The organism is Nostoc sp. DSM 114160, from assembly GCF_053470305.1.
This window is the reverse complement of sequence record NZ_JBPFGO010000001.1, coordinates 2,760,102-2,772,337: the sequence shown is the minus strand read 5'-3', so window position 1 is coordinate 2,772,337 and position 12,236 is coordinate 2,760,102. Positions and strand designations below refer to the sequence as shown.

15 protein-coding genes are annotated in these 12,236 nt (G+C 40.5%); 8 read left to right on the top strand and 7 right to left on the bottom strand.

The genetic code is table 11. The annotated features are described in order from the left end of the window. Positions 1 to 77 precede the first annotated feature (77 nt). Positions 78 to 326, top strand: coding sequence for a helix-turn-helix domain-containing protein (locus NSTCB13_RS12325; protein ID WP_099103407.1), 249 nt, complete (start codon positions 78 to 80; stop codon positions 324 to 326). Next, positions 308 to 853, top strand: a complete 546-nt coding sequence (locus NSTCB13_RS12320) for a BglII/BstYI family type II restriction endonuclease (protein ID WP_448273189.1) — start codon at positions 308 to 310, stop codon at positions 851 to 853. The genes NSTCB13_RS12325 and NSTCB13_RS12320 overlap by 19 nt, the downstream gene beginning before the upstream one ends. 155 nt (positions 854 to 1,008) lie before the next feature. Here the strand turns inward: NSTCB13_RS12320 and NSTCB13_RS12315 are convergent, their stop codons facing one another. Beyond that, entirely contained in the window at positions 1,009 to 2,118 is a 1,110-nt protein-coding gene (locus NSTCB13_RS12315; protein ID WP_445628258.1) for a DNA-methyltransferase, read from the bottom strand. 272 nt (positions 2,119 to 2,390) lie between these two features. Beyond that, entirely contained in the window at positions 2,391 to 2,780 is a 390-nt protein-coding gene (locus NSTCB13_RS12310) for a hypothetical protein (RefSeq protein WP_445628259.1), read from the bottom strand. Positions 2,781 to 3,008: 228 nt separating this feature from the next. On the opposite strand from NSTCB13_RS12310, the gene NSTCB13_RS12305 reads away from it, so the two are divergent. Then, positions 3,009 to 3,155, top strand: a complete 147-nt coding sequence (locus tag NSTCB13_RS12305) for a hypothetical protein (RefSeq protein WP_448272535.1) — start codon at positions 3,009 to 3,011, stop codon at positions 3,153 to 3,155. 19 nt (positions 3,156 to 3,174) lie between these two features. Then, a complete protein-coding gene (locus NSTCB13_RS12300; protein ID WP_448272534.1) occupies positions 3,175 to 3,711 on the top strand; it encodes a DUF547 domain-containing protein in 537 nt (178 codons plus the stop codon). Here NSTCB13_RS12300 and NSTCB13_RS12295 read toward each other — a convergent pair. After that, positions 3,696 to 4,451, bottom strand: a complete 756-nt coding sequence (locus tag NSTCB13_RS12295) for a TIGR04283 family arsenosugar biosynthesis glycosyltransferase (RefSeq protein WP_448272533.1) — start codon at positions 4,449 to 4,451, stop codon at positions 3,696 to 3,698. The genes NSTCB13_RS12300 and NSTCB13_RS12295 overlap by 16 nt on opposite strands. 442 nt (positions 4,452 to 4,893) lie before the next feature. Further along, entirely contained in the window at positions 4,894 to 5,385 is a 492-nt protein-coding gene (locus tag NSTCB13_RS12290; protein ID WP_448272532.1) for a rhodanese-like domain-containing protein, read from the bottom strand. Positions 5,386 to 5,533: 148 nt separating this feature from the next. Here NSTCB13_RS12290 and NSTCB13_RS12285 point away from each other — a divergent pair, with 148 nt between their 5' ends. Beyond that, positions 5,534 to 6,421, top strand: a complete 888-nt coding sequence (locus NSTCB13_RS12285) for a pirin family protein (RefSeq protein WP_448272531.1) — start codon at positions 5,534 to 5,536, stop codon at positions 6,419 to 6,421. Positions 6,422 to 6,481: 60 nt separating this feature from the next. On the opposite strand, the gene NSTCB13_RS12280 is transcribed toward NSTCB13_RS12285, so the two are convergent. After that, the gene (locus NSTCB13_RS12280; protein ID WP_448272530.1) at positions 6,482 to 6,619 is read right to left on the bottom strand and encodes a hypothetical protein; all 138 of its coding nucleotides are present in this window, start codon (positions 6,617 to 6,619) and stop codon (positions 6,482 to 6,484) included. Between the two features lie 163 nt (positions 6,620 to 6,782). Between NSTCB13_RS12280 and NSTCB13_RS12275 the strand changes: the two genes are divergently transcribed. The 3 genes from NSTCB13_RS12275 (at position 6,783) to NSTCB13_RS12265 (ending at position 9,773) form a co-directional block, all read left to right on the top strand. Next, a complete protein-coding gene (locus NSTCB13_RS12275) occupies positions 6,783 to 7,283 on the top strand; it encodes a hypothetical protein (RefSeq protein WP_448272529.1) in 501 nt (166 codons plus the stop codon). 287 nt (positions 7,284 to 7,570) lie between these two features. After that, entirely contained in the window at positions 7,571 to 8,254 is a 684-nt protein-coding gene (locus tag NSTCB13_RS12270) for a methyltransferase family protein (RefSeq protein ID WP_448272528.1), read from the top strand. A 112-nt stretch (positions 8,255 to 8,366) separates the two neighbouring features. Beyond that, the gene (locus NSTCB13_RS12265; protein WP_448272527.1) at positions 8,367 to 9,773 is read left to right on the top strand and encodes a collagen-like protein; all 1,407 of its coding nucleotides are present in this window, start codon (positions 8,367 to 8,369) and stop codon (positions 9,771 to 9,773) included. A 3-nt stretch (positions 9,774 to 9,776) separates the two neighbouring features. Here NSTCB13_RS12265 and NSTCB13_RS12260 read toward each other — a convergent pair whose 3' ends face one another. Beyond that, entirely contained in the window at positions 9,777 to 10,337 is a 561-nt protein-coding gene (locus NSTCB13_RS12260) for a nitrate transporter (protein WP_448272526.1), read from the bottom strand. 519 nt (positions 10,338 to 10,856) lie between these two features. Further along, positions 10,857 to 12,032: a patatin-like phospholipase family protein gene (locus NSTCB13_RS12255; protein WP_448265025.1), complete on the bottom strand. Its 1,176-nt coding sequence runs from the start codon at positions 12,030 to 12,032 to the stop codon at positions 10,857 to 10,859. Between the last annotated feature and the right edge of the window lie 204 nt (positions 12,033 to 12,236).

Here is a 12,236-nt window from a genome sequence, read left to right as displayed (position 1 = left end):
ATTTAACAGAGTTTAGCAATATCTACTAACTTTTATCGAGATCGAACAAACCATCGCCAGAAAAAAGGCGAGCTAAGGTGCCTAAATCAGTTTTCAGTGAAGATTACAATCGGTTTCGCCAGTTACTTATAGAAGCTCGGAAAGCTGCCAAGCTTACTCAAACAGAGTTGTCAGCCAAGCTAGAGCTTCCACAATCTTATGTATCAAAGTATGAACGTGGAGAACGTCGTCTTGACGTGATTGAATTTTTACAAGTTGCCCAAGTTCTGGAAATCGATCCGCTTGCTTTTATTAAAGAACTGTTGAAATACCAAAAGGAGACATAATAATCATTATTCAGTATGTTGACTTTAACGCAGCAGATACAATCATTAATACCCAATACCAGAACGAATGGCATGAGATTAGTAATACTCTTACTAGAATGCCTTTGCACATCAAGGCTTCAGATCAAGCTGGAATTCAGGGTAATACAATATTTGATCCAGTAGGTACGAACGAATATATTAAAGCTGCTTTTATTCATGATGGTTGGCAATCAAATATTTTCATTCCAGCACCTTATAAATTTTTAGGTACAGATGTTGATTTGGCCAAATCTGGCATCATCATTGAAATTCAATTTTCTCACTATGCCTATTTACTCAATAACACTTTGCGTTCAGAATTGTTTTTCAAAGCTAAAACTGAATTTGTTGGATACCCGACTAATTTGGTAATTATAGTAACAAAGGCTCTGATGTTTCCTGCTTCTAATAGCACTCTTTATTACGAGCAAGCTCTTAATCAGTTAAAAGCTTTGACTAAATACCAAGTTTTTGATGTACCAATCAGATTGGTTGGATTATTTTAACAACAAAATACAATAGTACCCATCATCTGGACTGAGTATTCATCTAAAAGATATTCTAGAACTGTGAATACTAGAGTTAGTCGCCAATGCCAAATCATTGCTGGACGTTCAGCCCGTAGTCGTTGTCTGCTTCGCTTATTGTAATAATTTCTCTATTAACTCCATAATCTCAGTTCAGTTTGTTCTACTTCTTCTATTTTTTTTAATATTGGATTTTGCAAAGAGGTCTTTTGACCGTTACCATTAAGCTTTGGATCTATTGGAATCTCTTCACCTCTTAGATTAGCTGCAAAAGCAGATTCTTCATAGATTAATCTATCTTCCATTTCTTGCAAGTGATACTCTTCTGGAGAAATTTTTGCTTTGCTGCGTTCTGAAGCTTTATTTCCTACTTGCACATCAAATTTAAATTTATCAATAGATTGACCAGTTTTTTCAACATAATCGCGTAATGTTTTTAAATTTGGAAAACAACCATTTTTATCTGGATTACCACTGAGACGACGCAACGCAACTTGATGATACTTTGGTTCAATTTCTGAGCCGATAAAATGGCGTTCATGGTTTCTGGCAACCACTGCCGCAGTACCAGATCCCATAAATGGATCTAGAACAAGATCATTTTTGTTAGTTGTAGCTAAGATAATTCTAGCTACCAAGTCTTCTGGAAATTGACAGGGATGTATAGTTTGTTCTTCATGGTTGTGTTTCACATTCCGAAATAGCCAAATATCACCAGGATTTTTTCCGTCTGGATTGCATGAAAGTTCCCCCTTCCGATTTCCCCGATAATGTTTCTTATTTTGATACTTTTGGGGAACTCTAATAGCATCTAGATTAAATTTATAGTTATCTGATTTAGTAAACCAAAGAATAGTTTCATGTCTACAAGAAAACTTTTTTTGGGCATGAAGACCATGTTGCCTAGCCCATATAATCCGGTTGCGAGGAATTAATCTGCATGACTCTAAAATCGGAAAAAAGCGAATATCCAAAGGAATTAGCATTCCTCGGTCAGAAAAAGCACCAACTTGCCAAAATAGCGAACCTGTATTTTTGAGAATCCGGCTACACTCAAGCAGAACGGCTGTTTGTTCTGCCAAATAAATCTCAAGAGCCTGTCTTGATTCGTATTCTTTGCCTAGATTATAAGGTGGAGAAGATATAACTAAGTCAACACATTCATCTGGCAGATTACTCAGCAGTTGTAAGCTATCCTCTAAGAGAATCTGGTCTAAGGGTAGATTCTCTCTATTAATCTTCATTACGATACCTACCTCGCAAGTAATACTAGGCTTTTGTCATCATAACCTATTTTAGGTTATTAGCAAATTATTAAGAAAAATATCAATAATAAGTAGAGTATAGTAGCATACTTCCTTTAGGGCTTTACCTTGCTACCGTAGACATACCAAAAGGCGATGTAAAGGCGATCGCACTCCTAATTCTCTCAAAAAAGTGCGATCGCTTATTAAATTAGAGATTGGGACTCCAACCAAATATCTAAAGAATTTCTTTCCCAATCCCCAATCCCAACTCAATTAGCTTTACGTTCTTTCAGCACTTGATCTAGCAAGTCTCTAGCAGGTTGTGCTTTAGCCAACGCTACTTGATGGTCATTATAAGCACGAACAAGGCGAGAAAGACCGCTCACACCTGTCTTGAGTTGCTCCAGTTCTTCACCAGCAACTAGTTCTCCATCAAGCATCCGCCCAATCAACGGTTTGATATCGCCCACTTCCTGCCGGACTTTTTGGAGCTTTTCTAGAGAACTCAGTAAGGTTTTTAGTGAGTTCAATATGTCATCAATATCCTGGGCATCCTCCACTGGTTCAGGCGGATTTTCAATTGCGATCGTATTTTTGTCTGAAGCTGTAGGCAATTCCTCTACAGACGTTTCACTTGTAACCCCGTTTGACCGTGCCATCAACGCTTCCTCAAGGAATTTTTCTCAGTGTATCGCTGATTTCAAGTTGCCAAAGATAGTATTGTTATAATTCGTTAAATAAATACTTGTACAAATTCAACTCTACGTTGCGATCGCGAAACCAAAAAATTCCTTTAGCTTTAAATTGGGGCTATTTCATTCTATTTTGAGGATTCAATTGGTATAGGTATAAGTAAAAACAACGGACAACATATAAACACAGCAATAATGATTGATTTTGAACCTTGGGACAGGTTGTTGCGTCAGTATGTCGATCGCCAAGGTCGTGTAAACTATATTGCTTGGAAAACTGAGCAACCTGAAGCGCTAGCTGATTGGTTGTCCCAGTCAAAAAAATCTGGCTTTTACAGCTAATAGCAACACTTCTGAGCAATTGGCATTGTGGATCAACCTTTACAATGCGTTCACCATTTCGGCAATTTTAGAAAGATACCCGCTTGAGTCAATTCGTCCGCGAATCTTAGGCATTCCCAACTGGTTGGCTTTTTTGTGGTTCTTCCAACGTCGTGCTTATTATATATTTGACAAGCATTACAGTTTAGCCCAAATAGAAAACCAAATTCTGCAGAATCAATTGCAGGAGCCACGAATTCATTTTGCAATTGTCTGCGCTTCCGTTGGTTGCCCGTTACTGCGGGCTGGAGCTTATTTTCCTCAACAAGTTACTCAGCAGTTAGATGAAGATACCCGTCGCTTCATTAACAATCCTGAAAAAGTCCGTTATGACTCAGATAGTAAAACGCTCTACTGTAGCAAAATCTTTAAATGGTATCGTCAAGATTTTCTTAAGGTTACACCCTCTATTCCAGAATATATCCGCTCCTACCTAGAAATAGACCTGCCAATAAATGCCTCAACGCCAATTTCCTATCTCTACTATGACTGGAGCCTGAATCAGCGAATATCTTGATAAAATTGTTTGAGATAATTTGCATCAACGCCAATTCCCCACAAAAAACCGATATAAAGGTAGATTGCGTTTGCTTTCCAGCTACCCCATTTTGCGACGCGGCGATCTGAAGAGTGAACAATGCGGTTCACTAGATAAATACGTCCTTTTTTAACCAATCTCAGGCATAAATCTCCATCTTCCATAATCGGTAATGCCTCATCAAATCCGCCGCAATCCCAAAAGTCAGTGCGACGACAAAACATTACCTGATCTCCAAACAACAGACGCAATCCTCGAAAAAACAGGTGAGGCTTAAATAGCAATGGTGCATAGAAGGTTTTTAAATAATTATGTAGAGAGATGCCCCAGCGAGTCGTTTGAGATCCACTCATCAGAGAAATGAACCCCCCACAGGCAATGGTTGACTCTACTAGAGTTTGCTCGATTACAGCGATCAGGTCATCCGGCACCCAAGTATCTGCATGAAGAAAGCAAAGAATATCTCCAGTCGCAGCCGATGCTCCGTAATTCATCTGAATAGAACGCCCACGTCGCTCAGATGAAAGAACTTGTACGCCTAGCGACTGATTGAATGACTCAAAGCATTGTTTTGCAACTGCCACTGTCTCATCATCGCTGCCACCATCTACTACTATCACTTCAAAAGCAGGCGGATTAAGTAAAGTCAATTGCCGCAATGTCCGCTCTAAGCTAACTGCTTCGTTTAAAGTAGGAATGACAATCGAAACTTGAGACATGCAGTATAAGTAGTTTTATCGTTGCTTTTATTCTACTTGCTTAATGTTGACAAGCTCTTAGTCCAAAGGTCAACGAATTTTGGATTTTAGATTTTGGATTTTGGATTGACCCCGACCACAAGGAGCAAGGAATTTTAGATTTTGGATTTTGGATTGAGTTTTAATCCAAAATCGCAAATACCAAAATCTAAAATTGAAGCGGGACGGGGCATGAACCAAAAAAATCTAAAAGAACGTGAATTCGACAAGTCTTATTTAACCTCTCCCCCAACCCCTCTCCGTGTCGGAGAGGAGAGCAAAAAGCTTAATTTTTCGTTGCTCCTCCCTTTGGGTTTCAAAGAAGGAGGCTGTCCGGGAGAGGTTCATCGAACTCACGTTAAAAGACGCTCGCGGACTCGCTAACGCTCCACTATCGGCAATCTAAAATCTAAAATTGGTGCGGTCAACATTCCTGAGCATGGTAAGTAGCTTTTAGTAGTTTTCCCCAAATTGCATTGTAAGGATGTACAACCTTTGTTGGATGACCATTTTGAAAGATCGGCCTGCCTTCGTTTGCCCACTGAAAAATTCCACCACTCAAGTTATAAATGCACTTAATCCCGGCTTCATCCAGTTTTTGGGCTAATTTTGCGCTCCGGTAGCCAACAGCACAGTACACAACAATTGGTCTATCTTGGGAAACTGTTGTAACTGCTGCTAAGTCCTCTATGAGAGGATCTATGCGTACTGCTGTTTCGAGATGACTGACTGCATACTCAGTCTGACTTCGTGCATCTAGTAATAATGGACGGGGTTTTGCAGAATCTAATAGTAATTGAGCTAATTGGTTACAATTAATTTCCTCAATAGTAGGAAACTGAAATCCAATCAGAAGTTTAAGAAAGTTAAATGTGAGCGATCGCACTTGTGAAAAGACTCTCTGATTGAGAAACAATACTGACGGGGGCTGTGTTTAATGTTTAAATATTTAATCGGAAAAACTCAAGTCTACAAAACAAACAGATAACTCATCAAGATTAGTTTATTTCCAAGTAAATATACTTATAATAATTACAGCATTTACTAATCACCTGCGATGATTTATGGCAATTCTTCAACTGATTGAACCCGAAGTTAAAAATCTGGGTGGTTTTTCTGCCCGCCGCAGTTTGCCATATCCTAATCGCCAAACGGTTGGGCCGTTTATATTTTTCGATCATCTTGGCCCGTCCGTTATGCCCCCCAATCAAGGCATCGATGTCCGACCACATCCTCATATTAATCTGGCAACGGTAACTTATTTATTTGATGGTGCTTTAATGCATCGCGATAGTTTGGGTACTGTACAGGAAATCCAACCAGGTGCAGTCAACTGGATGACGGCGGGAAAAGGGATTGTCCATTCAGAACGCTCGCCTGACTTTGACCGTCAGCAAGAAGCTACTATTCATGGCATTCAAACCTGGGTTGCCCTGCCTGTTGAACAAGAAGAAACCGAGCCAACGTTCATTCACTATCCGGCTGAAATCCTTCCTATCTGGGAAGAGAATGGCGTTACGATCAAACTTATTGCTGGGCAAGCATTTGGCTATACCTCACCTGTAAAAGTTCTTTCACCTATTCTCTATTTGGATGCAGTGTTGCCTGCCAACACCCACTTCACTATCCCTACAGATTATTCACAAAGGGCAGTATACAGCGTCACGGAGGGATTGAGGATTAATGATGAACCGATGGAGCAATATCGTCTCGCTATTCTAGAGCCAGGCGATCGGGTTGAAGTTTCTGCTACAACTGCTGCTCGATGTATTGTTATTGGCGGTGAGCCGTTAGGTACACGCTACAAATGGTGGAATTTTGTCTCTAGCCGACCAGAGCGAATAGAGCAAGCGAAAGCTGATTGGCGCGACTCTCGTTTTACTAGCGTGCCAAATGAAACAGAGTTTATTCCACTGCCAGAAGTGGTAACAGAAGCTAATCCTTTTTCATAAGTGTGTCACACTTGGACATTTACTATCTTGCTTTAAAATGGCCAATTTTAACCCAAGTTGCTAGTTACTCTTATGGGCGATCGCTTTGAGATAGTTACAGCTATTTTCAAGTAAAAGACCATACAGTAGGGGCGCAAGACCTTGCGCTTCTACAACAGATGTGGTTTCAATACTTGTCGGGTTTTGGGGAAAAGGCAAAGAAAAAAGCTTTAACCTTTTCCCCTTTCCCCTTTCCCCAATTCTAAGTTCAAAATCCAAGACCTGAGTAGTATTGACAGTTATGCCACTTGATAGGTGTATAGAGTTTCATCTGCATATTATATGGTGAAATATGGTAGCAACTGCTGTGAGGCAAAGCCAAATGACACTTATACAATTGTGGCGATTTATCACAATGATGTTGGCTTCCTTCAGTCTAGGCTTGTCTATGGCTCATTTGTTAGAACTACCGCGAAGAATGCAATTTGACCAACAACTCTGGGTAAAAGTAACCGTTTTTGAAAATGTTTATCGGTATTTTGGCTCAGTTGGCGCCGCATTTGAAATTGGCTCAGTTCTAGCAGCAATTGTGTTGGGGTTCCTCGTCCGTAAACGTGGCTCAACATTTTATTGGACGTTAGTAGGAGCGATTTTTTTAGTGCTGGCTCTTGTGAGTTGGGTAATATTTGTAGCCCCCATGAACGCGGAATTTGCAACGTGGCTGACTAATCGCGTCCCGTCAAACTGGACGCGATATCGTAACCAATGGGAGTATACACATGCAGTCAATGCCTTGCTCAAAATAATTGGCTTCAGTTCGCTAGTAATTTCTGTGCTGGTTGAAACAGCAAAACGAAAGGTTGCTCATTCTAATCACTTGTAAGAAAGTTCAAGTTGGTGATTATTTTAGATAGCACTTGCAAGTTAACCTCACAAATCAAGGAGATAGCCCAATAGGGTTCGGATAAGCATTTTGAACTCAGAATAGGGTTTGGGGAAAAGGGAAATGGGTTTGCGGTTAAAGGTTTTTAATTCCCCTTTAACCGAACCGTATTGGGAAATAGCCCACTAGTTCGGGCATTGCTAGAATCACTTGTAGGTGACTGTAGCGATCGCAAATCCAATTGCTAAAAATAGAAAGTAAAAGCCTAGTCATTAGGTAAATCAGCGATGTTTATTTTAAAGGTAATAATCGCAATTGTTTGGAACATTGCGATCTTTGGTGGTTTACTATTCTTGCCAGCAGGAACATTAGACTGGTGGCGTGCTTGGTTATTCCTCGGCGTTGTCGAAATTGCGACGATCGCCACGATGATTGGTGTTTTCCGAGAGAATCAAGACTTGCTCAATGAACGGTTCAAGCCTCCTATCCAAAAGGAACAACCACTTCCCGACAAAATTATAACCAGTTTGTTGCTGATCGCGTTCCTCGGTTTGGTTGCCTTCATTCCTTTATATGTGTTTCGATTTCAGCTGCTGGTGAAGCCAGGAGCGATCGCTTCGGCTGTGGGATTGATCTTTTTTATTGCAGGTTGGTGGATTATCTCTGCTTCCTTCAAAGCTAATACATTCGCGATCCCTGTGGTGAAGCATCAGGTAGATAGGCAACAAACGGTCATCGATATGGGAGTCTATAGCATTGTACGGCATCCGATGTATGCAGGGGTAACTCTGGTGATGATTGGGATGTCTCTGTGGCTGGAGTCTTACGCTGCGGCATTGCTAGCGATCGTTCCCATTAGTTTACTAGTTGTGCGGATTGCCTTTGAAGAACAATTTTTGAAGCAAGAACTCAAGGACTACGACGCTTACACCGAAAAAGTTCGATACAGGCTGTTACCGTACCTCTGGTAACTCAGAATTTAAGGTGCATCGTGAGTGTAAAGTCACTGGGACAAGAGGGAGCAAATTGTTGAAAGTCAGCGTCAGCAGTAGATAATTCAACTAAAGTTTTAGGTGTAAATAAATGCACAATGGTTTTAGGAGTAAACTGCCACTACTGCTGACATTCTGCTTATTTACTAGCTTTTTGCCTGCCTCTGGCTCAGTTTTATGTCCAGCCGTTGCCTCTGACGAATACTATAAAGTAGCGAGAAATTATGGCAGAGATGGACGTGCCGGAACCGATGGGCGATCGGGTAGAGATGGTAGCAGCGGTGAAAACCAAAATATTTTTGTCAATGGATCGCCTGTAAATCTTGATTTGTCGGGTAAAGATGGTGAAGACGGGGAAGACGGGGAAGATGGTTATCAACCTGACTGTGGTTCCCAACGCGGCGATCGCGCCAGCCATGATATAAATGCACCAGACGGTGGTAGTGGCGGTAATGGTGGCAAAGGAGGAGATGGGGGAAATGGTGGTTCTCTCACAGTCTATTACAGCAATTTGGCAGACTTACGGAATATTTCTGTTCGGGCTACTGGTGGGGAAGGCGGGCGCGGCGGTAGAGGTGGCAACGGTACGGAGGGCTGTCACTGTCACAGACGGAGATGGGAAGTAAAAACCTGCAAGGGAACTCCTGGTAGCCCTGATTACAAGTGTACTGAAAAGGTTTATCGATGTAGCGATGGTAGCGATGGGCGAGATGGCAGCGATGGTAGCGATGGTAGCCAAGGGCGCTTAGGAACTTTGAGTATTGTCAATAGCAAGGAACCTTTGGCAGCTGATACTCCAACTGTGCAGCTAGCAATGTCGGAACTGGTAAACAAACAGTTCCACCTCTCCAAGAATAAGTGGAATCAACGCACAGGCGCAGCTTCTCTACTTGCGCCTGGTTCTGCGATCGCCGATGATTACCTTGAGTTTGAACAGCGTCTAGAAGAGGCTTTTCAAATAGTTTGGCAAGAAAGACAACCCATTACCAGCTTTGGCAATCAAGACGTAACACTAAATTTAACTGATAGCAAACAAGTAGAAATTACTTTTTCTGAGGAATTATGGGTTGAAGGTAACAGCAAAAGTGAAGCTAACTTAACAACATTTACCGTTAACCATGCCATTCCCAAAAAAGATGTCACGCGGTTAGCTGTGGCAGAGTTTGCCGATGCCGGACAAAATCTCAATTTAAAAATAGTTGATTTGGCAGCCAAGTCTGATGCTATTAATACTCAATTTCGCGTCAAATTCCGCGCCCAAGATAGCTTGCACGGTTTTTCTGGCTACAAAACTGAATTTGAAGGGGATATTCCCACAGAACTTGTGACTCGTGACTACAACCGTTTTACTCTAGCTTTGGGCAAGCTAAAAATTCCTGACGAAGCTTTACGCCCTGGTGTCAACGTTGATATTGAAGTCGTAGCAACTCGTTCTTTAGGAATACGTTCTGCCAAGCAAACTATTAGCTGGCAGGGTGCAATCCGCAAGCCTAGATAAACTTTAAGAAGATTTTTTCCCATCTGAAACCATTTGCGAGAGAATATAGGCTGCAAAATCTAATAACTGATCTAGCAAAAAGCCAATGATGCCGATGTATAAGATTTCCTGGATTATGTAATCAGTATTGCCAGCTTTATAAGCATCCCAGAGGGTAAAGCCAAGTCCTCTTGGGCCTGTTAACATTTCTGTGGCAATAACGATAAACCAGGCTACCCAAATGCTAACTTTCAAAGCATGAAATATATGAAAAATAGCTACTCGAAAGTTATTATTCTGTCTCTTGAAATGCCGCATCCCTATTGCTGTGTTAATAATCATCGTCCAAAGAGTTCCCAGAAAAACTACTACAATAGCAGCCGAGTCGCTCTCTTGAAACGTAATGAGGGCAATAGGTAGCAAAGCTATAGGAGGGATACTATGTGGTATCTGAAATATCAGCCGAAATAGCTGATAAACCATGCTATTTATTCCGATTAAATATCCAATGAAACCACCCAATACAACTGCTGGAATATAACCAACAAATAACCGTTGCAGGCTAGCTAAAATGTCTAAAAACATATTATTTTCTCTGCCTCAGTTCTCATGGAAAACATTCGGTAAATACTGCGGCAACAACACAAAACAGGGCTGAGAAAAATGTATTGGATGACACATTCTATTTTGTTGCTAAATTTTTTTTATATCTTCTCCTCGTTAATTATTAATTAAAAAACTTAGGTATTATTACGATGTGATAGTAGTAGTACAAAGAAGAGGTAAAGCTTGACTTGACTAAACTTTATCAGAAATGCAAAGTTTAATTAGTAAATTAAATACAATTTCTATAATTTATCAAATAAGGCAGTTATTGCTAGAGCTTACGTGCGTAGTTTACCGCCGTAGGTCTTACCCTGAGCCTGTCGTACTCCTTCGGAGAAGCAAGCTACGCGGAGCGTCTCGTAGAGAAGGGCATCGCTCCTTGATTATCTAAGCTGATGGAACGAGCCAGAAAAAGTCTTGAACGACATATAAAAATCAATTGGATGGGTATCCAAACCCCAACCAATTGTAGACACTTGTAAATAATGACACAGATGGCTAGTTATCTTTAATAAAAGACGCGATCGCCTTTTTGATCGGAGAACCGGAATCGTCTCTGGTGTAATACGTAAGACCTTGATCGATGAATGCAGAGGTAGTATCTATTAACTGCTGAAGAATCTCGGAATTAGTATTATCTATTTCTGGACTAACTTTTTCTCCAGTAAATTTATTTTTCCGTTCTTCTGGAGGTAAGACAATGCGAGGATCTTTATAAGTCTCTTTTGGTTTGGGTTTAAATGTCTCATTTAAGTCAAACTGAAGACGTAAGTAACGTTTAGACTCATATCCACCCATAATTTGTCGGCAAATCGTACTATCAATCTCAGATGTAGGTTCCATGAAGATGTTAGTAAGATTTTTGATCCAGTCTAAGCCTCTCCATTTGCTGATTTGCTTATATTGATATGGCTCGCCAGTTTGACCTGTGCCAATAGAAAGGATAGAAATATCTTCTAATCGCAAATTATCTAGTTTATATTGTTGCTTGATTTCTGGAGATACTGAAGACTGGCTAATCCTCATCGCTAAACTCAAAGCTGCAAGAGCAGGGTTATTAGCAGAAACTCCTCCATCAATGTGTGGGAATTCCCAGTCACCAAATTTTTGTTTATCTACAGGTTCTAATTTATATGGTGGAAAAAAAGTAGGTGCTGAGGCAGAAGCGGTACATATTTCCCATAAATAACAGTCATCGTACCATCTGTCTCCTAAATCGGGATGACAATTTGTAAAAAAGGTTGTGTTGCGATATAGCGTATCGTAAGCAAGAATCAAAAGAATAGGTTTTTCGATATCCTTGATTCTTGTGGATTTATAGGCATCTTTGAGGACACTAGTAATTCCATCATGAGAATATTTAGATGGAGAAAATACCTCAATAATTGATTTGATGATGGACGGAAAATTTTTGTAGCGCTCTTTTATCTCCAGAGGAAATATATCTTTACCTCTATTTTTATACATTTTAATGAGTTCATCACTCTGCTTTCCAATAGCAATTCCTCCTGCTAATATCGAACCAGTAGAAGTACCAGCAACCATGTCAAAATATTCGTGTAAAAACTCTCCTTTTCCCTGATTTCTAATTTCTTGTTCTACTTGTTGAAGTATTCGTGCTGCAACTATTCCACGAATACCGCCACCGTCTAAAGCCAAAATTTTGAAGGACATAGCAATTCTCTTTGATTATTTCTGTGGACAAGCATCATGAGATGAATCACAATCCGATTCCATTAGCTTGTTTACTCTTATCCGACTTATTCGATTTATCCGACTGGAAGAATACCTAAGTTTCTTTTTAACGAAGTGCCTTCTCTACGAGACACTACCTATAGCTGGCTTTTGCGTAGAGGGGGTACGCGTAGCATTGGTGTT